This is a genomic window from Agromyces sp. NPDC056389 (assembly GCF_042262385.1).
In the GTDB taxonomy this organism is placed as follows: domain Bacteria; phylum Actinomycetota; class Actinomycetes; order Actinomycetales; family Microbacteriaceae; genus Agromyces.
Window position 1 is genome coordinate 161,569 of sequence record NZ_JBHJPN010000001.1, and the last position, 20,549, is coordinate 182,117.

Genomic DNA, 20,549 nt, shown 5'->3' on the forward strand with positions numbered 1-20,549 from the left:
TCATGGATGCCGCGGTCGACACCGACTCGCCGACTGCGATCGTGGTGATGGGGGTGGCGGGGGCCGGGAAGTCGACCCTGGCCGCCGCCCTCGCGGACCGTCTCGACGCTGTGCTCGTGGAGGCCGACGACCTGCACTCTGTGGAGGCGAAGGCGCAGATGGCCTCCGGCATACCGTTGACCGACGAAGACCGATGGCCTTGGCTCGCTCGTGTCGCGGCTCGCGCACGCGACGAGCACGCCGACGGCCGCCCGGTGGTCGTCTCCTGCTCGGCACTCAAACGGTCGTACCGCGAGTTCCTCACCAGGGTCAGCGAGACCTCACTCGCGTTCGTTCACGTGCACGGTTCCGAGGCCGAGCTCGCGGACCGCATCGAACAGCGAACCGGCCACTTCATGCCCGCATCCATGCTCGCCTCGCAGCTGGCGACGCTCGAACCGCTCGACGACGACGAGCACGGCTTCGTCGTGGCCCTCGAGCTCGCGGTCAGCGACGCTGCCGACCGCACGCTCGACTATCTCAGGAGGAACGCATGACGCGATGGGCGGTACTCGGGACCGGGATGATCTCGCACCAGTTCGTCCCAGACCTACAGGCAGTGTTCGGACACGGCAGCGTGGTCGTGGTCTGGGGCCGCGACGAGGCCCGCACCTCGGCATTCGCCGAACGGCACGGGATCGAGACCTCCTCGACGGATCTGACCGAGGTCCTGCGACGAGACGATATCGACGCTGTCTACATCGCGACGCCGATCGCGACTCACACGCCAATTGCTCTCGACGCGATCGCCGCCGGAAAGCACGTGCTCATCGAGAAGCCGATGGCCTCCAGCGCCTCCGAGATCGCGCAGATCTTCGACGCCGCCGAAGCCGCGCGCGTGTTCGCCATGGAGGCGATGTGGATGAAGTTCAATCCGTTGCACATCGACCTCGTCCAACGCGTGCAGGCTGGTCTCCTGGGAGAGCCACGCACAATCGCGGCGACCTTCGGTATGCCGACGCCACCGACGGGCCGAGTCTGGACCGCTGAGCTCGGCGACAGCGCAGTGCTCGACAGGGGGATTTATGCTGTGACGCTGGCGCAGTGGGTGCTCGGCGAACCGATAACGGTCGACGCATCCGGAACCGTCGCTGACGGAAGCGACCGCGAGGCCCGCGCGACGCTCGCCTTCGCGAATGGTGCTCGGGCCGACGTGGCGTGCTCGGCGATCGGCTTCCTCGACCAATCCGCGACGATCAGCGGCACGCTCGGGTGGATCACGATCGAGCCGATGTTCTGGGCCGGCACCACCGCACGGGTCCACGCGGGCTCGGTCGAGGCGATATTCCACTCGCCCGGGCGGGTCGAGCGCCCACGAGAAGGCTCGGGATTCCGGCTGATGCTCCGCGAGGCCGCGGACGCACTCGCGGCAGGGGAGCGGCAGGTCGCCCAGCATGACCGTGCTGCGACCCTCGCGGTGGCGCGGACGCTCGACGCGATCCGTGAGCAGGTCTTCGATTCGGATCGTGCCCACACGACAGCAAGCTGATCGCCGCGTGCCGCGTGCCGCGTGCCGCGTGCCGCGCGCGGCGGGCGCTGTCTGCGCCGAACCATTGCCGTCCTTCAGAGAGGAACACGTCATGACCGAGGCTGCCGATCGAGCAACCGATGCGCTCCTGCTCGCTCGAGGCAGGCGTGCGCTGGTCACCGGAGCGAGCTCCGGCATCGGCGCCGAGTTCGCCGTGCAACTCGCCGAGCGCGGGCTCGACCTCGTGCTCGTCGCCCGGCGCGAGGATCGCCTTGGGGAACTCGCCGAACGGATCCGCGCGACCGCTTCCGTCGAAGTGGTTCTCATCGCCCTGGACTTGGGCGAAGCGAATGCAGCCGAGCGACTCCACTCCCGCACCGACGGCCTTCGCGTCGACGTCCTCGTGAACAACGCCGGTATCGGCACCGACGCCGACGTCATCGAGACCGCGCCGGAGCGCCTCGACGAGCTTCTCCGGCTCAACGTACTCACGCTGACCGGGCTGACTCGCCGGTACGTGGCTGACATGGGTGAGAACGGCGTCGGACTCATCGTCAACATCTCCAGCCTGGCAGCGTCGATTCCGACGCCGCACATGGCGGTGTACTCGGCGAGCAAGACGTACGTCGCGAGCTTCACGCAGGCCCTCGACGTTGAACTGACGGGCACAGGCGTACGCGCGATCACGGTGATGCCGGGAACCACGCGCACTGAGTTCGGCGCCCATGGCGGACGCATCCCTGGTCCGGACACCATGCACGCTGAACCCACCGACGTTGTTGCCGCCGTCATTCGAGCGCTCGACACGCCGAACCCCGCGAGCGTCGTCGTGCCCGGGCGAGCGAATGCGGTCACCGCCGCGTTGCTCCCGCGGCTGCCACGCGGCATCGCCGTCTCCCTGATCGCGCGTGCCATGAAAGCGTGACGCCGAAAGCAGGATCACTGAGCGTCAAGGCGACCGCGTTCCACATGAGTCGAGGAGACTCGGGTTCGAGTTCGGCTCGCGGGCTGAGGACTTGAACCGTCAACGTTTATCCAACGTTTATTCGATCCGAGTCCAGTCGAACTCCTCCGAGGCATCCCGAGTACTCTGGAAACTCGTAGTTTCAGGATCGGCGAGAAATCCCCGGTCATGTCGAGATCGGTCGAGCGTTCGCCGAGATTCGGAGTCAGGCGATGAGAGCCTGGGCGAGTCCATCGGTCACGGGTTCAAGTCCCGTCCGCCCTACCGTGGATCGATATGATCAGGGTTTCCTGCCTCGAACAGAGGGCAGGGACTGGATGTCGTCGACGTGTGTCCAACGTTGGTACGTACGGTCAATAGCTCCGGCCGACAATCGCCATGAGCTCGGAGTCGAGGTCTCCGCTGCCCGGCACCGTTCCTTCGCGGGTTTGCAGGCAGCGGACGCTTGCGGCCTCTCGGTTGAGTGCGTCTTCGCCTTCCTCACCGAGTTGCTCCCACGGGATTCGCGCAAAACCTGTCTTCGCAGCGTCGAGAGCCTCAGCCACGGACGTCGCCTCCACGGTCCGGTCCGTCAGTCGTCGGCGGGCTGCCTCGATCATCTCGGTGTGCATCCTCTCGAGCAGGGTGACAACCGTTGTGCTGATCGCGTCGAGCACGACCGCGACCTTGTCACCGGTATCGCGTCGCACGATCGTCGCATGACCGGACTCGAGATCGCGGGGACCGACCTCCAGACGCACCGGGACACCCTTCAGCTCCCACTCCGTGGCGCGCCGGCCGAAGCCCTGCGTGGTCCGATCATCGAGCCGGGCACGCACTCCCTCCGCAGTCAATTGACGGACAAGTGAGGACGCAGTAGTCAGTGTCCGCTCATCGTCCTTCACCGCGAGGACCACGATCTGCACCGGCGCGACACGGGGCGGAATGCGGATTCCCTGATCATCGCCGTGCGCCATGATCAAGCCACCGACCATGCGCGTGCTGGAGCCCCACGACGTCGTCCAGCACGTTTCAACCCGCCCTGAGCTGTCGGTGAAGGTGATGTCGAATGCCTTCGCGAAGTTCTGCCCCAACTCGTGACTCGTGGCCATCTGCAGCGCCTTGCCATCGCCCATCATCGCCTCGCAGGTCAATGTGTTGATCGCCCCTGCAAACCGCTCGCGCCGGGACTTGACGCCGACGAGCACAGGGATCGCGAGAACGTCCTGCAGGAAATCGCGATAGACGTCCAAGTGGATCCGCAGCGCGTACGCGTTCGCGTCCTCACGGGTGGCATGCGCCGTGTGTCCCTCTTGCCAGAGGAACTCCGACGTCCGCAGGAACAGGCGCGGTCGCATCTCCCACCGCACAACATTTGCCCATTGGTTCAACAACATGGGGAGATCCCGATGCGACTGGATCCACTTGGACATCAACTCGCCGAACACGGTCTCGCTCGTCGGCCGGACGACAACCGGCTCAGACAACTCCTTGCCGCCCGCGTGCGTGACGACAGCAAGTTCAGGGCTGAAACCCTCGACATGCTCGGCCTCTCGTTCCAGGTATGACTGCGGGATGAACAGGGGCAGATAGACGTTCTCGGCCCCGGTCGCCTTGATGCGCAGGTCAACCTCGGCCTGCATCCGCTCCCACAGTCCGTAGGCATACGGTCGGATCACCATCGTTCCTCGCACCGGACCGTTCTCGGCCAGTTCGGCCTTCTCCAAGACGTCCTGGTACCAGCGGGGGAAATCATCCTGCTGGGAAGCGAGCACCCTCGTCCGACTGCGATCTGCCATTGAGTCACGCTACCGGCAACGCGAAGTTCAGCGATAGCCAACAGAAGGTAGCTGACGCTACACGCCGGACTAGCGTGTTGGCGGATTCGAGCGCGAACGCCCGTCTGCGACCTTCGGAACATGAGCACCGACACTCGCGCTCCGACCGGCCAGCGAACGCCCGCTGGATCGCTGGACGAATCGCTTCGTGTCTTCATCGCCCAGCGACCGCGCCTCTTCGGCATCGCATATCGGATGCTCGGCAGCGCGAGCGAGGCGGACGACGTGGTGTAGGAGACCGGGTCCGTTGGCAACGGTGCGACCGGACTGCCGTCCGCGTGCCAGGTGCATTCCTCGGTACGACCACCACGCGGCTTGCCATCAACGTCATCCAAAGTGCGCGATCACGCCGGGAAACGACATTCGAGACCTGGATGCCGGAACCGGTCGACACCAGTGGAGACCCCCGCTCTCGGCGCCGAGCGGCCGGAAGCCATCGAATTCGCCACCCTGCTCCTCATGGGGCGCCTCACCCCGTTGGAACGTGCGGCGTACGTCTTGCGCGAAGCCTTCGACGATCCGTAGCCACGCATCGCCGAGATCATCGACACCAGCAACGCCGCAGCGCGCCTACTGGTGCGCAGAGCGCGAACCCATGTCTCCACGGAACGCGTCCGAGAGGCTGATGACGGTGTCTCGCTCACCGTTGCGACCGCCCTCGCGACGGGATTCACGAGCCGGACGCCGTACCGGCGGTGGAGGGGCAGGCCAGGTAATGCGAGGGTCGCGATCGCCTGACCTGGGCGACAGTTCGGCTCTTCCGCCACCGCTGTCAGCGGGCTGCGACGTTGAGTTCTACGGCCTCGGCCACGAGCGCCTCGATCGCCGCTCCGTCCACTTGGTCTCCATCGAAGTAGTCGATGGCTCGGACGACCTTGCTGTCCAGCCTGGTGTTGAAGAGATCGCTGCCTTCCATGCGGGCACCCCTTGCGAACGTCAGCCTCACCGCGCTCTTGAGTACGTCGACGAAGCAGACGTCTCCGTCATGCGTCCAGAACGGAACGCCCTCCGGTTTGGACGGCTTCTTGTACTTGACCACCTCGACGGCACTCGGATCGGCGGCCATGATCGCAGCTCGAAGCGCGACGAGCACGTCCTGTTTCCAGCCGCTCTGCTGCGCGATGATGTCGTCGATCTGTTCGGAATCTGACTTGTCACTCATGCGCGAATACTTGCGAAAAGAGCTGATGAAATCAACACCCGACGTTGGTCGATCGGCGCGTGCGACGTACCTGGCACGACGATCTCGGGAACAGTTCGCTCGGCGCCGAACCGCCAACGCGGGGCGGTCCTGGATGAGGCTTCGTCGGATAGGGGGACGGCGGGCGTGGCGGATCGTTCACGAGCTCGTCGCCCGGGACGACCCCGGTCCTCGTTCACAGAGCGCAGCTCGAAACACATAGTGCAGCTCGCAGCAACAGGCAAGGCCTCGACTCCGCGAGGGCGGGCGGTTTACGGTCTGATCATCGAGTGAACGGAGCCACCATGTCCGATCCTGAGATGACCCCATCGTGGATGGCTGACGACGCAGGCGGGAAGACCGATGAGGATCACACGTCGAGCGACGACGTCACCATTGCCGCGGAGACGCCGATCGTAGCCGAGACCCTCGCGACCGATGCTGCGTCGGGTGCGACCCAGGGCCCGAGGGGAGCTGACGATGAGTGACCGCCCAGATCGGCCGGACCAGAGCGGTGCGATCGTGAACCCGGAGGATCTGCAGGCGCAGATCCAGTCGACTGAGCAGGCTGGTGTCACCCGAATCGACATCGCAGAGGATGCGACCACTCGCCCGGGCGATCCCGGCCCGCCCGAAGACGAGCACGCTGGTGAGATGGCATCACCGACCGCGCAGCTGGCGCCCGCACTTGCGATCGACGCCCGGCTCACCGAGATCGAGCGCCGTGTGAACCTGCTCGTCAACGTCACCCCACTCAACGCGGCGGAGGCATGGGCGGACTTCGAACGCAGTGACTTCGGCACCGCGCCCACGCTTCGGCTACGACCGCTCGACTTCGACCCCGACCTGGTGCAGCGCGACCTGTACGACCTCGAGGTCGAGAACGTGGACGACCCCGCGCTGCACACACTCTTCCGGGCGAAGAGGGACGAGATCGCCCGGCAGATCACCGCACTGGAGGACCGCGACACGTCACGATTCCTGTACGGGTCGCTTCAGCTCTACGGAACGGTGGCCCCTCCGCTCGCCGCGGCGGCAGAGGAGCTGCTCGAAACCATTCCCCCGCAGGCACCCAGCACCCAGACCGTCACGGCCGCGGCGTTCGCCGACGCCGCCCGTGCGGAGTTCGAGCGCTACCGTGGCGTGTATCCGGACTTCCCCGTTCACGTCGAGGTTCGGGATGACGTCTCGGAGCTGATGGTGTCGTTCGGCCGCCTGCTCATCCCGGAGTCCGCCGCCTTCCGGGCCGACCGGGTCGAGCCGCTGCTGCACCACGAGGTCGGCACCCACGTGGTCACCTACCAGAACGGTGCCCGGCAGCCACTGAAGCTGCTGACCATCGGCCTGCCCGGCTACGACGAGACCCAGGAGGGCCTCGCCGTGCTCGCCGAGTACCTGACCGGCGGGTTGGACCCGCGGCGGCTGCGTGTGCTCGCGGCGCGAGTGGTCGCGGTCGGCAAGATGCTCGACGGCGCGGGCTTCCTGGACATCTTCGACTCGTTGCGGGCCGACCATCGCATACCTGCGCGGACCGCGTGGTCCATCGCAATCCGCGTCGTCGTCGGGGGCGGATCGGTGAAAGACGCGATCTACCTGCGCGGGATCACGCGCATCCTCGACGCCCTCGCCGAGGGCAGCCGCCTCGACGTCCTGCTCGTCGGCAAGCTCGCATTGGACCACATCCCCCTCGTGCAGGACCTGCTCGATAGAGGAGTACTCCACGCGCCGTGGGTTCGGCCGCGCTGGCTGGACGTGTCTGGTGCACAAGAGCGTCTGGAGAGGCTGCACGCCGGCATGACCGTCACCGACCTCTACGAGGGAGACGTGGCGGCATGAGGCTCGCATTTCTCGTCAACGACGTCGAAACCGAGGTGGACGAGTACACGACCACCCGACTCGCCAGGGCCGCAGTCAGGGGCGGGCACGAGACCTGGTATGTCGGCGTCGGGGACCTCGAGCACGGCAGCAGCGACGGGCAGTTCGCTGCCACGGCTCGGGCCGCGAGGTGGAAGAACGACGACACCCTCGCGAGCTTCATGGAGCGGATCAAGGCGCGCGACGCCGAGCGGATCATCATGGACGACCTCGATGCGCTCGTCCTGCGCAACGAGTCGATCGACGATCTGCAGGAGCGCCCATGGGCCAGCCCGATGGGCGTGGTGTTCGGACAGATGCTTGCGGAGCGGGGTGTGACGGTGGTCAACGACCCGAACACCCTCCATCGAGCGACCAGCAAGCTCTACCTGGAGGAATTCCCCGAGCAGGTCCGACCTCGATCGCTGGTGACACGGAATCCGGCGGCGATCGAGCGGTTCGTCGACGAAGTCGGCCACTGCGTCGTCAAACCGCTGTACGGGGCCAAGGGCCGCAACGTCTTCATGATCGAGGGCCCTGGAGAGACCAACCTCGCACAGATGACGGAGTCGGTACTGCAGGACGGCTACGCCATCATCCAGGAGTTCATCGACGGCGCCAAGGACGGCGATGCCCGGATCTTCCTACTGGAGGGCCGCATCCTCGAACGCGACGGCAGGCCGGCCGCCTTCCGACGCGTGCCCACCGGCAACGACCCTCGCGCCAACATCAGCACCGGCGGTCGGTCGGTGCCTCTCGAAGTCGGTGAGGCCGAGCTCGGCATCGTCGAGGCGATGGGCGACAAGCTCGTCGCCGATGGCATGTTCCTCGTGGGCATCGACGTGATCGGCAGCCGGGTGGTGGAGATCAATGCGGAGAGTCCCGGCGGGTTCCAGAGCATAGAAAGGCTCTACGACATCGACATCGCCGAGACCGTCATCGAAGCCCTGGAGCGCCGCGTGAGCCGGGGGTCCTGAGCGCCGCCGTTCGTCCGTTGACGGAGAGGCGAAGGTGGACGTCGGTCGCACAGGTCGTCCGCCGAGACCAGCGATCACGAGCCCGCATCGGCCCGAGGTACTTGAATCCTGGCCGCAGCGGGCGCACAGTAGAAGGAGCGAGAGGGGGGCCGATGCGCGATTGGACGGCTCAACCGGACGTCATGCCGATCCTGTCCCCGGGCAGGCACCGGTCCCCACGGCGTGGGGCCTGCTTCATGGAATTCGCGTCGTACCTCGCGGGGGAGCGTTGGAGCGATCATCCTGCATGTACGCACCGCACTCTTGCGCTTCTCGCACGGATCGTCAACGACCGGACGAGCGAAGCAGGCCGTGCCCGGCTCACGCCCCTCATCCCGATGGTCATCGGCCTGACGAGCGATGACCCGGTGGTCGACGTCATGATCGCGACACGAGCTGCAAGCGTCGCGTTGCCCATCGCCGCCGAGGAGCGTCAGCGTTCGCAGGCCGTGGGCATGCGAGTCGCCCTCAAGGCTCTCGCGGATCGAGACGACGAGCCCGTCCCGGAGTTGCGCGGACTGGGGAATGCCGCGCTTCGTGCCGCTCCCGCCGCCGATGCCTGGGCTGACGAGTTCATCATGAAGGTCGGTCCGGTCCCCTCCGGCATGACGGTGCGGCAGTGCTGGGCTCTCGTGACCAGCGCCGTCGAGGGAATCGCGCGGGCATGCGTCGCGGATCCCGATGATCATCTGGTCGCCCTGCTCAGCGCAACCGTGTCGGACACGGCGCATTTCGTTGGTGCGGATCGAGGTCCCATGCTGCGACGTGCGCATCCAGGTCGGTTCGCCGGCACGGAGCTCGAGGTCGCTTCGCTGAGTTGAGCTGCGTGCGTCCGTCCAGTTCGGCGTGATGGGCTGACGCGAGGACGCGGCTTCCTCGGCGGTCATCATTCGTGCTCAGGGTCGTCAGCTCTGCGCGAACCTCGGCCGCAGCGCCCCGCTACGGGTCGAGACTGGCTGCATGGACGATAGCGAGGCACTCGATGCCTACTCGGCAGCGGTCGTGCGCGTCGCCGAGATGGTGTTGCCATCGATCGCGGCGGTGAACGTGCGCTCCGCCGCAGGGGCGGGTGCCGGCAGTGCCTCGGTGATCAGCACCGACGGGCGCCTCTTGACGAGCGCCCACGTCGTCGTTGACGCGTCTTCAGTCGAACTCGCGTTCGCCGACGGCAGCTCGACCGATGCCGAGGTGGTCGGCGCCGACGTGCTCTCCGATCTCGCTGTGCTGCGGGCGATTGGGCCGACGCCGGCCCCGGTGCCGCTCGGCGACGCGACGCACCTGCGCGTCGGGCAGCTCGTCGTGGCGCTCGGCAACCCGCGCGGGCTCGCCGGCAGTGTCACCGCCGGCATCGTCTCGGCACTCGGCCGGTCGCTTCCGACCGGTGCGGGCCGGGTGATCGATGAGGTGATTCAGACGGATGCCGCGCTCAATCCCGGCAGCAGCGGGGGAGCACTCGCCGACAGCGCCGGCCGGCTCGTCGGCGTGAACACCGCGGTCGCCGGCTTCGGGCTCGGACTCGCCGTGCCGATCAACGCCACGACCCTCGACATCATCGAGAAGCTCACGGCCTACGGGCGCGTGCGTCGGGCGTGGCTCGGCGTGGCCGGGGCGAAGGTGCCGTTGAGTCCCGAGGCCGCCGCGCTGGTCGGATCGCCGACCGGTATGCAGGTCATTTCGACGGTCGCCGGTAGCCCAGCCGCACTGGCAGGGGCGCACAGGGGCGACATCGTCGTCACGATCGACCGCACACCGGTGTTCGATCCGACCGGGGTGCAGCGGCTCATGGTCGAGGATGCGATCGGCCGCAGCATGGAGATGACCGTACTGCGCAACGGGGCGCTCGTCGATCTCGTGCTGGCGCCCGAGGAATTGCCCAGCCGCTGACGCGGCGAGTCGCGCGCTGGCGTGCTCGCCATCGTTCGTCGTGCTCACTCGTGTTCGGGCAGCAGCGGCGTCGACCAGCCCGGTTCGCGACCGAGCTGCGCAGCTCGCGCGACGGACGCCGCGCCGAAGCGATCGCGTACCGCGTCGAGCACCGTGTCGAGCTTCACCCCGTCGTCCCAGTCGATCGGCAACTCCGGCTGCAGGCTGTCGATATGCGCGAGCTGCGACAGCGAGACGCCGATCAAGGTGATGCCGCGCTCGGCGATCTCGGGTCGCGCGCCGGCGAGCAGCTCTCGTGCGACGGCGAGCAGGACTGCCGTGCGATCGGACGCGGAACCGAGGGTGCGCGATCGGGTGGCCTTCGCGAAGTCGCCGTAGCGAAGACGCAGCACGACCGTGCGGCACACGCGGTCCCGATCGCGGAGGCGGCGGCTGAGCCGGTCGACGATCTGGGTGAGGATGAGGTCGAGTTCTTCGGCCGAGCGCTGGCGGCTGCCGAGTGCCCGCTGAGAGCCGATGGAGCCGCGTCGGCGCGCGGTGTCGACGGGGCGCGGGTCGCGGAGCCGCGCCAGCGCGTGCAGATGCGCGCCGGTCGCCTTGCCGAGCAGTCGCTCTGCGGCCGAGGCTTCGAGTTCGGCCAGTTCCCCGACCGTGCGGATGCCGAGTCGGTGCAGCTTCTCGGCGGTCACTGCACCGACACCCCACAGCCGCTCGACCGGCAGCGGCAGCAGGAACGATTCCTCCCGTTCGGGTTCGACCACGAGGAGTCCGTCGGGCTTGCTGACCGCGCTTGCGACCTTCGCGAGGAACTTGGTCCGGGCGATCCCGACCGAGATGGCCAACCCGACCTCCGAGCGAACCCGCTCACGCAATCGCACCGCGATCTGCTCCGGCGTGCCCGCGATGCGCCGGAGGCCTCCGACTTCGAGGAACGCCTCGTCGATGGAGAGGCCCTCCACGAGCGGAGTCGTGTCGCGGAAGATCGCGAACACGGCTCGACTGGCAGCCGAGTACGCGTCCATCCGCGGCGGGACGACCACGATGTCGGGGCACAGCTCGCGCGCCTGCCGACCGCCCATCGCGGTACGCACCCCACGGGCCTTCGCCTCGTAACTCGCCGCCAGCACGACACCGCCGCCGACCACGACAGGTCGGCCGCGCAACTCGGGCGCATCACGCTGCTCGACTGAGGCGTAGAACGCGTCGAGATCCGCATGCAACACGGTCGCCTCGCCCCGCATCTCGTCCTCCCGCAGATCGTCCGTCCTCCGGATCGTCGCACGCACCGGCGACACAACTCTCGGGCGGAAGAGGATGATGGATCCATGCCCACCGCCAACCGTCCGGGTCTTCGGGTCGATGCCGGGCTCACGATTCCCGATTCCGAGCTCTCCTGGCGGTTCTCGCGGTCATCCGGCCCGGGCGGTCAAGGCGTGAACACCGCCGACTCCCGAGCGGAACTCGTCTGGGATGTGGCGGGCTCGGCGGTGCTCTCTCCGCTTCAGCGGGAACGGCTCCTCGAGCGTCTGGCCAATCGCCTCGTCGACGGCGTACTGACGATCACGGCGTCCGAACATCGCGCGCAATTGCGCAACAGGAATGCCGCACTCGTTCGGCTCGCCGCCGTCGTGGCCGACGCACTGCGGCCGCCGTCGCCCTCGCGACGACAGACGAGGCCGAGTCGGGGGTCGAAGGAACGGCGCTTGGAGGCGAAGAAGCGGCGCACCGACGTCAAACGACTGCGTCGCCCGCCTCACGACTGACCGCCGAGTGGCGGCATCGCGGTGCGCCGTCGCGGCTCATTCCACGAGTGCTGTGAACAGCTCGTAGACCATGAACGCCGGCCAGAAGAGGCCCTGGAAGAATGCCCCGATGAACTCCCAGAACGCGTCGGCCTGCTGGAAGAAGAACACCCACGCGCCGATGATGCCGAGACCGTAGATCGCACCGCCGCCGGCGAAGCATCCGGTATTCGAACTCCTGTCGGTCATGTCGCCCTCCCGAGGCACACGATACGCCGACGACGGCCGTGGAGCACGCGATTCCAGCGATCCCGCGTCGGCGGTGCGTCATACACTCGGCCTGTGCCCACCCTCGACGACGTCCGACGCATCGCCGCTCGGCTGCCCGGCAGTGAGCAACGAGCCACGACGGGCGGCGCCGCATGGTTCGTTCGCAGCAAGCTCTTCGTGTGGGAGTGCCACCCATGGCCGAGCATCCCGGCAGACATGCGCGCGATCATCGCGGCCGAGCTCGTCGTCGGGGTGAAGGTCGCCGACCCCATCGACGCGCTCGCGCTCGTCGAGATGGCGCCAGACGTGTTCCTGCGCACGACGACGAGCTGGGGAGAACCGAAGGTCGCGTTCCGCATGCGGGGCATCGACGAGCAGCACCTCGCCGAGCTCGTGACCGAGGCGTGGCGGGTGCAGGCACCGAAGTACCTGCGGGCCGAGTTCGACGCGATCGGCGGGTAGGGCGCCGACAGCGGTTCGCTGGTCCATGCAACAGATCAACCTACCGAGAGTCGGATGTCGCGGCGCACCGCCGTCGAGCGTGCTCAGTCGATCGGCTCGAACTCGTTGAGCCGCCAGGTCTGCTCGAACCACGGCTCGAGTGGTCCGTAGATGCGGAAGAAGGGGAACCACGATTTTCCGGGCACCGTCTCGACCCAGTTCGACTCCTTGCCGGCCGGCGCCGTCGGTCCGAAGAAGAGGTCGAACGAGCCGTCGTCGTTTGCCTGGAGCTTGCCGTCGTTGCTCGCGAGCGCGGGATACGGAGTCGAGGGGATGACGAGCAGCGAACGCGTCTGCGTGTCGTACAGGTCGACCGCCCAGAAGTTCTTGGCCGGGGGATTGGCGTCGACGCGCAGGCGATAGCTGCGCGCACCGTCGAGGAGTCGTCCCTGGGCGTCGTGCACGGTGTAGGCGTAGGCCGAGCCGGCACCGACCTGCGCGTGCGCCATCGCCGGGGTGATGACGGTCGCGATGTAGTGGAACTGGGTACGGGCGTCGAGGAGCCGCGCACCGTTCCTGATGAATTCGTAGTTGCCGCCGACGAAGCCGTTGCGCCACGAACCGTACAACACGGCCTCGGGGTCGCGGGGTTGGTAAGCGACCGTCCGAGCGAGTCCGGCGGCGATCGGCGCCGCCTGCTCGAGGATGCCGCGCAGCCTGGCGTCCGGCGCGAACGGTTGACCGCTCACGATGCCGATCGCGGCGAGCTGCCCTGCACGCTCGGGATCGAGCGATTCGATCGGCTCCTCTTCTACCAGCGTGGCCACCTCTTCGTAGAACGAGTAGTCGTTCGCGTGCACGGTGTTGAACGGCGTCTCGGCGAGATTGACGAACTCGTTCTCGGCAGGGTTCGCCGCCTCGGCGAGCGGGTAGATGCGCGTCTGCTTCATGGCCGGCACGCCGCCGAGCGCGCGGAGCACCACGAAGTTCGTGAAGGTCGGTGTGCGGTAGACGAAGTAGCCGTCGGGCACCTCGCCGTCGTAGCCCGGCGGGAGGAAGAGGTACTTGCCGCCCGCGCCTCGGTCTGGCCCGGCGATGCCCATGTCGGCGACGTAGCGGAACCAGAAGTCGTCGACGACGCAGAGCGACTGCGGCGGTGCCTCGATGACCGTCGGCCCCCACGCCTTCAGGTCGAGCATGGTGGTGCCATAAGTCGTCTCGGTGTTCGGCGTGAGGAACAGCGCCTTCGATGTCGCCCGAGGCTCGGTGATGCCGATCTGTCGCGGCGTGGTGACGCCGGCCACGCGCAGGCCCGCGCGGAACGCCACGAGTGACGCGCCGGGAACGGCGTTCAGGAACACGTCGATGGCCCGGACCAGGTCGAGCGCCGCGTACGCCGTCTCGACGGTCTCGGGCAACGGCACTCCGTCGAAGAAGCGAAGGTGGCCGAACGGCGACTCGACGGTGTCGGGTGCGCTCAACGAAGCCACGGCCTTCGCCATCTCGGCTGCGGTGAGTCCTGGACGCTGCTGCTCTGACATGTTCCCCCTTGATCGAACGTCATCTCACCTTGGCAGTGGCGCGCATCGAAGACAAACCTGCGGCGCCTCCGGCCCCGGCCGGCCGCAGACGCGCGTGGCTACGGGCTGGTGGGATACCTCAACCGATCGGTCACCGACCGAACGACGTCGACGGGCAGCTTCACGACGCGGCGGTCGTAGCTCAGCAGCCCGTTGCTCTCGTCTTCGACATCGCTGAGCTGGGTGTACACGATGGCGGCGAGGCCGTGGGGGAGCGTCGGGATGATCTCCTCCTCGTGCAGTCGCACGAAGGCTGCAGCGAGGCCGTCGCGGTCGCCGAACCGCTTGTAGCCGAACTCGCGCGGCGTGACGCTGTGCTCGGGCAGGCGCTGGCTGTATCCGCCGTACTCCGACACGACGAGCGCTCGATGGGCGGTCGCCCGTCGTCGTCGCGGCACGCGGAACCGCCGGAAGTACACGTGCAGGCTCGTCAGGTCGCCGACACCCTGGTCGTGCCATCCGCTCGCATGGTCGATGCTCCGACTCGGGTCGAGTACGCGCAGCTCCGCCGTGACCTCGGCGGCGTCGAACTGCCCCCAGCCCTCGTTGAACGGCACCCAGACCGCGATGCTGACGACGCCGTGCAGGTGCTCGACCATGTCGCGCAGCTCCTGGCGCCAGTGCGCGCGCGCGGAGGCATCCGTTCGACCGAATGCCCGGTATCGATGGTCGTCGAGCCGCAGCGGTGTCAGCACGGGCGCCGTGATGACGACCGGGTCGTAGCGCCCACCGCCGTTCACCGCGTCCTGCCACACGAGCATTCCGAGCCGGTCGGCGTGGTGGTACCAGCGCAGCGGTTCGATCTTGATGTGCTTGCGCAGCATCGTGAACCCGAGTTCCTTCATCGACCGGATGTCGTGCACCATCGCCGTATCGGACGGCGGCGTGTACAGCCCGTCGCTCCAGTAGCCCTGATCGAGCACGCCCGCGTGGAAGTACGGTTCGCCGTTGAGCAGCAGGCGTGGCAGGCCGGCTGCATCTGGGCCGACCCCGAAGCTGCGGAGCCCCACGTAGCTCACGACGCGGTCGTCGCCGTACTCGACCTCGATGTCGTAGAGGAACGGGTGCTCGGGGCTCCACGGTCTCGGCTCGGCGATCGTCAGCACGAGTGGATGCCCCGCTGCCGCTCGCCCTTCGCCCACGCGGACGCCCTCGGCGGCGACTCGTACGGTTGCGAGCTGCTGCTCGAGCGCCGCTCCGCCGGCGTGCACGGTGACGGTCAGCTCGCCGCGTGCGGGGTCGGCCTCGTACTCGAGCCGTGCGACCCACGCGGCGGGCACCGCTTCGATCCAGACGGTCTGCCAGATGCCCGACTGCGCGGTGTACCAGATGCCGCCTCGATCGAGCTTCTGCTTGCCGCGGGAGTACTCGGCAGTGTCGCTCGGGTCGGTGACGCGAACGAGCAGCTCGTGCTCCGCGCCCTGCCCCCGTTCGCCGACCGCACCGGTGATGTCGATCGTGAACGGCAGGTAGCCGCCGACGTGTTCGCCGACCACGACGCCGTTCACCTCGATGGTGCAGCGCTGGTCGACGGCGCCGAAGTGCAGCAGGATGCGTCCGCCGGCCGGCGTGAACCCCGCGTCGAGGTGGAAGGTGCGGCGGTAGTGCAGGGTCTCATCGGGCTGCAGCTGCCTGCCGACTCCGGAGAGCACCGACTCGGGGGAGAAGGGCACGACGATCTCGCCGTCGTAACCGTCGTAACCGTCGGAACCGTCGTAACTGTCGGAACCGTCGAGCGCGCCTGGCGCCTCACCGTGAGGCGTGATCGCGTATCGCCAGACACCGTTGAGATTCAGGTACGACTCGCGAGTGAGCTGCGGCCGGGGGTATTCGGGAAGCGGATGCTCGCGATCGAGCTGTTCGCCCCACTCCGTGAGGAGCGTCGACGGCAACGCTCGGTCGGCGCGGCTCATGCCTGCCCTGCCGCAGCGCGCTGCTCGTGCTGCGCCTGCTGCTCGCGCCGCTCACGGCGCAGAAGCAGGATCGTCGGCACGACGACGAGCACGGCGACCACCGCGGCGCCGATGAAGATGCCGGCCGTCGGCACCTGCTTCACGACGCCGAGCTCGGCGTACGTCTCGCCGGCGCCGCTGATGATCGCCGCGCCGATGAACGGGCCGATGACCATCGGGATCAGGATCGCGAAGATCATGCGGAGTCCCTGCACCGACCCGGCGCGGTCGCGCGGGGTGGCGTCGCGGGATGCGGCGCCGACCGCGGCGACGACGAGCATGAACCCGCTCATCATCGCGAGCCCCGCGATGATGACCCACGTGATGTCGCGCACGAACGCCATGAGCACGAGGCCGACGAGGTAGATCGAGAGGGCTGGGAGGATCGACCGCACCTTGCCCACCCGATCGATGAACCGCCCGCCGACGATGCTCACGACCGACGCGCCGAGGAGCACGACGCCGAGCACGAGCGCGTACCCGTCGATGCGGAGGGTTCGCTGCAGATAGATGATCAGGTACGGCAGGAACACCTGCGTCGAGATGCCGAAGACCGCCCAGGCCCCGAAGGTGAGGTAGAGCGCGGGGTTCGCGCGGATCGTCGACGGCCGCAGGCCGAACGCGATCGAGCGCCAGACGCCGTCGGCCTGCCGCCGCGGCGCGGTCGAGTCGCGCATCAGGAACCAGGTCACGACACCCACGATCACGATCGCGATGCCGATCGTGAAGAAGAACGTGCGCCATTCGCCGGCACGGGTCAGTCCGTCGAGCACGCCGAACACGAGCAGCATCGAGAGCAGCGGCAGTGCGGCGAGCACCGCCTCCACGCGGCCGCGGTTCGTGGTGTCGGTCACGTCGGTCACCCAGGCGTTGAACGCGGCATCGTTGGCGCCCGAACCTAGCACGCTCATGAGGCAGTCGAGCACGATGACGGTGAGCACGGCCAGGGCGACCGCGCCGGCGACGGATGCCGCACCGGCGAGCCCGTCGACCGTGACGAGTCCGAATGCCGCGGTCGAGAGTCCCCACAGCACGTACCCGCCGGCGACGAAGACGCGGCGACGGCCCACTCGGTCGCTCCACGCGCCGACGACGAGCGTGGCGAGCGTGGCCGACGCGGCGCTCGCGGCGACCATCGCCGCGAGCACCGCAGGGTCATCGGTGATCGTGTCGTAGACGAACACGTTGAGGTACATGTTCTCGACCGTCCACGCGATCTGGCCGACGAGGCCGACGAGCGCGAGCACCGCCCAGCGTCGCGGGCCGAGTCGGCTTGCACGGCCCGCCGGGGTCGTGCCCAGATCCGTGGACGTCGTCGTCACGGGTGCATCCTCTCCGCCGACGGGTCGGCGCTCCGGTGTCACAGGGGTCGGCGCGTCACTCCGCAGCCGTGTCGGCCGCCTTCACGAGCTGTCCGCCCGCGAGTCCGGCGAGGATCGAACCGACGTCGAGCCCGGTCAGCGACTTCACGACCTCGGTGCCCTCGCCGAGCACCTGGCCGACGGTCTTCGTGATGGCGCTCGCGCCATCGGTCGACACGACGGTGAGGGTCTTGATGTTCGAGATCGGTTCCGCAGCGGCGCGCACGATCTCGGGCAGTCGCGAGATGATCTCCTGCGCGAGGGCGGCCTCGCCGTACTTCTTCAGCGCCATGGCCTTGGCGTCGGTGGCGGCGGCCTCGGCGAGACCCTCGGCCTGGATGGCTGCTGCGCGAGCTTCACCGTCGGCGCGGATACCCGCGGCGAGCGCCACCTGGCGGTCGCGCTCGGCCTCACCGGCGAAGCGAACGGAGGTGGCGGATGCCTCGGCATCCTGCACTGCTGCGACCTTGTTGGCCTCGGCGATCTTGGTGCGCTTGTACGCCTCGGCCTCGGTGCTCGCATTCGCGGCGTCGCGGAGGGCCGTGGCGCGCTGCACCTCGGCGTAGGCCTCGGCCTCGGCGGGCTTGCGGATCTCGATGTCCAGACGCTCCTGCGTCACGAGCGCCTGCTCCGAGAGCGCGTCGCGCTCCTGCACGGCGACCAGCTTGTCCTGCTCGGCCTTCGCGAGCTGGCCGGATGCCTCGGCCTCGGCGTTGGCCCGATCGGTCTCGGCCTTGATGGTGGCCTGCTTCAGGCTCAGCGCCTTCTGCCGTTCGGCGACCTGCTCGGCGGCCTCGATGCGCGCGAACTCGCTGACCCGGGCGGCCTCGGCCTCGCTCACCTCGGCGACCTGGCGGGCGCGGGCGGCCTCGGCGCGACCGAGGTTCGCGAGGTACTCGCTGCCGGGCGTCGAGATGTCGGAGATGTTCAGCAGGTCGACCTGCAGGCCCTGCTCCACGAGGTCGGTCTTGGTTTCGGCGACGACGCGGTCGGAGAGGCTCTTGCGATCGGAGATGATCTGCTCGATCGTCATGTCGCCGACGATCGAACGCAGCGAGCCCTCGAGGGACTCCTTGATGATCTCGGTGAGCAGGCCCTGCTGCGAGAGGAACCGCTGGGCCGCACGGCGCACGCCGTCTTCGGTGCCGCTGACCTTGAAGTTGATCGACGCCTTGATGGCGATCTTGATTCGGTTCTTGTCGACGCCCTCGACGGTGATGCCGATCTGGCGCTGTTCGAGCGAGATCGCGAACCCCTGCTGCAGGATCGGCCAGACGAAGGTGCGGCCGCCGATGACGACGCGCTGCGCCGATGACTGCTCGGGTGCAGCCCGGCCGGCCCCTCGACCGACGATGACGAGCGCCTCGTTCGGCGGCACTCGGCGGATGCGGCGGGCGATGAAGGTCAACAGGGCGAGCAGCGCGATGACGATCGCGACGACCGAGATCACCTGGATCAGCAGGGGGGAGAGCATCGGGGTTCCTTTCGGGAGGAGACGCAGGGCGGGGTGGTGCAGGGAATTCGGGTGAGGGAGGACGAGCCGCGGGCAGTCGTCAGCCCGCGACGACCTTCACGCGGCTGCCGGCGTGCTCGACGACGCGCACACGGGCGCCTTCCGCGATCGGCTCGTCGGAGTACGCGAGCCGGCGCTCGAGCTCGCCGGGGCCGTCGAGGCTCACCTCGCCGCCGGCCGTGGTGACGTCGGACCGCGCGACGCCCGAGAGGCCCACGGCCGAGGCGGGCACGCCGTCGGAGCTCCGGGTGAGGTTTCGGATCGCCAGCACGCTGAGCAGGTACGCGACGGCGGCCAGCACGATCGAGAGCACGTACACCCACACGAGGTCGAGACCCATGCTTGCGACGAGCGCGCCGGATGCGCCGAACACGACCATGCCGACGGCGAGCGCCGTGCCCGAGAGGGCGCCGTCGCCGATCTCGAGGTGATCGAAGATGTCGCCGAGCACGAGCGAGATGACGAGGAGAACGAGGCCGATGCCTCCGACGATGAGGAACGGAAGGAGCATCGACTGCCTCTCTGCGCGCGCGAAAACCCGGGCAGAGGGGGTGCTCGGGTGGGTACACCCTATCGGGCTGCGAGGCTGCGCGCAGCAGTGGATGCGCCGACCGCGTCAGACGTATGCCGCAGCCGGCATCGCGGCGCTCAGACGGCGCGCTGCTGCGGCACCAGCAGCGCATCGACGGCAGTGTCGCCGCGGATGCGCCGCATGAGCGAGACGACCTCGTCGGCGACCGCGATCGTGAGGTTGCGACAGACGATGCTGTACGGGCCGAGGGCCTCGAGACCGCCGGCGCGGATTCGGATGACCTCCCAGCCGACCTCGCGCAGAGCCTCGTCCTTCTCGATGTCGGACGCCTCCTTCATGCCGAGGTGCGCCCGCCTCGAGCGGCCGGGATCGTCGTATTCGACGGCGATGCGGAGCTGTGGCACGAGAATGTCGGGCCAGACCTCCTGCTTGCCGTAGAACATCCGCGCGGTGCGCACGGCGTTCACCCGGTGATGGAGGCGGATGCGTTCGCCGAGGAGCGTTCGCAGCCGCTGCTCGACCTGCGATGTGCCGAGTCGCAGCCCGGGCTTCATGAAGGCGACCCCGGCCTCGCGCCGCGCACCCGGCGCGGCGGCGTTCGACCGGCACTTCACGCAGCTCGGGCCGGTCAGCACCTCGCCGACCGTCGCCGGGTATCGATCGTGGCCTCGAGCGCAGCGCCAGTCGTAGCTCGCCCCGATGCGCGTCTCGCGGGCGAGGGCGGCGCGCTGCGGTGGTGCGACGCGAGAGAGCAGCTCGGCGCGCGAGCGCTGCGTCTCGTGCAGCAGCATGCAGAGCGGGCAGACACGGGAGAGCGAGACGACACCGGCGTCGCCCGGCTCGGCACCGTGCCCGCAGCGGAAGCTCACCGCGACCATCGGCGCCGCCCGTATTCGTTCATACGGCAATCCTCGCCGGCGCCACCGACATGAAGAG

At 68.1% G+C, this 20,549-nt stretch carries 20 protein-coding genes; 10 read left to right on the forward strand and 10 right to left on the reverse strand.

Annotated elements, in window-relative coordinates:
• Positions 1 to 2: 2 nt before the first annotated feature.
• From ACFCVM_RS00775 to ACFCVM_RS00785, 3 genes are read left to right on the forward strand one after another with little or no spacing between them, the layout of a single operon-like run.
• Positions 3 to 536 (forward strand): gluconokinase, encoded by a 534-nt coding sequence (locus tag ACFCVM_RS00775; RefSeq protein WP_375836613.1) that lies wholly within the window; start codon positions 3 to 5, stop codon positions 534 to 536.
• Positions 533 to 1,528: a Gfo/Idh/MocA family protein gene (locus ACFCVM_RS00780; protein WP_375832728.1), complete on the forward strand. Its 996-nt coding sequence runs from the start codon at positions 533 to 535 to the stop codon at positions 1,526 to 1,528. Before ACFCVM_RS00775 ends, ACFCVM_RS00780 begins: the two co-directional genes overlap by 4 nt.
• A gap of 7 nt (positions 1,529 to 1,535) precedes the next feature.
• Entirely contained in the window at positions 1,536 to 2,432 is an 897-nt protein-coding gene (locus ACFCVM_RS00785; protein WP_375832730.1) for an SDR family NAD(P)-dependent oxidoreductase, read from the forward strand.
• Between the two features lie 392 nt (positions 2,433 to 2,824).
• On the opposite strand, the gene proS is transcribed toward ACFCVM_RS00785, so the two are convergent.
• Positions 2,825 to 4,249, reverse strand: coding sequence for a proline--tRNA ligase (gene proS, locus ACFCVM_RS00790; RefSeq protein WP_375832732.1), 1,425 nt, complete (start codon positions 4,247 to 4,249; stop codon positions 2,825 to 2,827).
• A 120-nt stretch (positions 4,250 to 4,369) separates the two neighbouring features.
• On the opposite strand from proS, the gene ACFCVM_RS00795 reads away from it, so the two are divergent.
• Entirely contained in the window at positions 4,370 to 4,522 is a 153-nt protein-coding gene (locus tag ACFCVM_RS00795; RefSeq protein WP_375832734.1) for a hypothetical protein, read from the forward strand.
• Between the two features lie 538 nt (positions 4,523 to 5,060).
• Here ACFCVM_RS00795 and ACFCVM_RS00800 read toward each other — a convergent pair.
• Complete coding sequence (locus ACFCVM_RS00800; RefSeq protein WP_375832736.1) at positions 5,061 to 5,450, reverse strand: DUF1801 domain-containing protein; 390 nt, start codon at positions 5,448 to 5,450, stop codon at positions 5,061 to 5,063.
• A gap of 456 nt (positions 5,451 to 5,906) precedes the next feature.
• Here ACFCVM_RS00800 and ACFCVM_RS00805 point away from each other — a divergent pair, with 456 nt between their 5' ends.
• The 4 genes from ACFCVM_RS00805 (at position 5,907) to ACFCVM_RS00820 (ending at position 10,222) form a co-directional block, all read left to right on the forward strand.
• Positions 5,907 to 7,304 (forward strand): flavohemoglobin expression-modulating QEGLA motif protein, encoded by a 1,398-nt coding sequence (locus ACFCVM_RS00805; protein ID WP_375832738.1) that lies wholly within the window; start codon positions 5,907 to 5,909, stop codon positions 7,302 to 7,304.
• 35 nt (positions 7,305 to 7,339) lie between these two features.
• Positions 7,340 to 8,299, forward strand: a complete 960-nt coding sequence (locus ACFCVM_RS00810) for a glutathione synthase (RefSeq protein ID WP_375832740.1) — start codon at positions 7,340 to 7,342, stop codon at positions 8,297 to 8,299.
• Between the two features lie 236 nt (positions 8,300 to 8,535).
• A complete protein-coding gene (locus tag ACFCVM_RS00815; protein ID WP_375832742.1) occupies positions 8,536 to 9,159 on the forward strand; it encodes a hypothetical protein in 624 nt (207 codons plus the stop codon).
• A 139-nt stretch (positions 9,160 to 9,298) separates the two neighbouring features.
• Positions 9,299 to 10,222 (forward strand): S1C family serine protease, encoded by a 924-nt coding sequence (locus ACFCVM_RS00820; RefSeq protein ID WP_375832744.1) that lies wholly within the window; start codon positions 9,299 to 9,301, stop codon positions 10,220 to 10,222.
• 44 nt (positions 10,223 to 10,266) lie between these two features.
• Here the strand turns inward: ACFCVM_RS00820 and dinB are convergent, their stop codons facing one another.
• On the reverse strand, positions 10,267 to 11,463 hold the full coding sequence (gene dinB, locus ACFCVM_RS00825) for a DNA polymerase IV (RefSeq protein ID WP_375832746.1): 1,197 nt from the start codon (positions 11,461 to 11,463) through the stop codon (positions 10,267 to 10,269).
• Between the two features lie 84 nt (positions 11,464 to 11,547).
• On the opposite strand from dinB, the gene arfB reads away from it, so the two are divergent.
• A complete protein-coding gene (gene arfB / locus ACFCVM_RS00830; RefSeq protein ID WP_375832748.1) occupies positions 11,548 to 11,985 on the forward strand; it encodes an alternative ribosome rescue aminoacyl-tRNA hydrolase ArfB in 438 nt (145 codons plus the stop codon).
• Positions 11,986 to 12,021: 36 nt separating this feature from the next.
• Here the strand turns inward: arfB and ACFCVM_RS00835 are convergent, their stop codons facing one another.
• On the reverse strand, positions 12,022 to 12,213 hold the full coding sequence (locus ACFCVM_RS00835; RefSeq protein WP_375832750.1) for a hypothetical protein: 192 nt from the start codon (positions 12,211 to 12,213) through the stop codon (positions 12,022 to 12,024).
• A 93-nt stretch (positions 12,214 to 12,306) separates the two neighbouring features.
• Between ACFCVM_RS00835 and ACFCVM_RS00840 the strand changes: the two genes are divergently transcribed.
• Complete coding sequence (locus ACFCVM_RS00840) at positions 12,307 to 12,696, forward strand: MmcQ/YjbR family DNA-binding protein (protein WP_375832752.1); 390 nt, start codon at positions 12,307 to 12,309, stop codon at positions 12,694 to 12,696.
• Between the two features lie 83 nt (positions 12,697 to 12,779).
• Here ACFCVM_RS00840 and ACFCVM_RS00845 read toward each other — a convergent pair whose 3' ends face one another.
• The 6 genes from ACFCVM_RS00845 to ACFCVM_RS00870 form a co-directional block, all read right to left on the reverse strand.
• Entirely contained in the window at positions 12,780 to 14,216 is a 1,437-nt protein-coding gene (locus ACFCVM_RS00845; RefSeq protein WP_375832754.1) for a DUF1254 domain-containing protein, read from the reverse strand.
• A 98-nt stretch (positions 14,217 to 14,314) separates the two neighbouring features.
• A complete protein-coding gene (locus ACFCVM_RS00850; RefSeq protein ID WP_375832756.1) occupies positions 14,315 to 16,168 on the reverse strand; it encodes a glycoside hydrolase family 2 protein in 1,854 nt (617 codons plus the stop codon).
• On the reverse strand, positions 16,165 to 17,529 hold the full coding sequence (locus ACFCVM_RS00855) for an MFS transporter (protein ID WP_375832758.1): 1,365 nt from the start codon (positions 17,527 to 17,529) through the stop codon (positions 16,165 to 16,167). Before ACFCVM_RS00855 ends, ACFCVM_RS00850 begins: the two co-directional genes overlap by 4 nt.
• A 55-nt stretch (positions 17,530 to 17,584) precedes the next feature.
• Entirely contained in the window at positions 17,585 to 19,042 is a 1,458-nt protein-coding gene (locus ACFCVM_RS00860; RefSeq protein WP_375832760.1) for a flotillin family protein, read from the reverse strand.
• Positions 19,043 to 19,121: 79 nt separating this feature from the next.
• On the reverse strand, positions 19,122 to 19,592 hold the full coding sequence (locus tag ACFCVM_RS00865) for a hypothetical protein (protein ID WP_375832762.1): 471 nt from the start codon (positions 19,590 to 19,592) through the stop codon (positions 19,122 to 19,124).
• Positions 19,593 to 19,729: 137 nt separating this feature from the next.
• Positions 19,730 to 20,491 carry a hypothetical protein gene (locus ACFCVM_RS00870; RefSeq protein ID WP_375832764.1) on the reverse strand — a complete coding sequence of 254 codons (762 nt, stop codon included), beginning with the start codon at positions 20,489 to 20,491 and terminating at the stop codon, positions 19,730 to 19,732.
• Positions 20,492 to 20,549 lie beyond the last annotated feature (58 nt).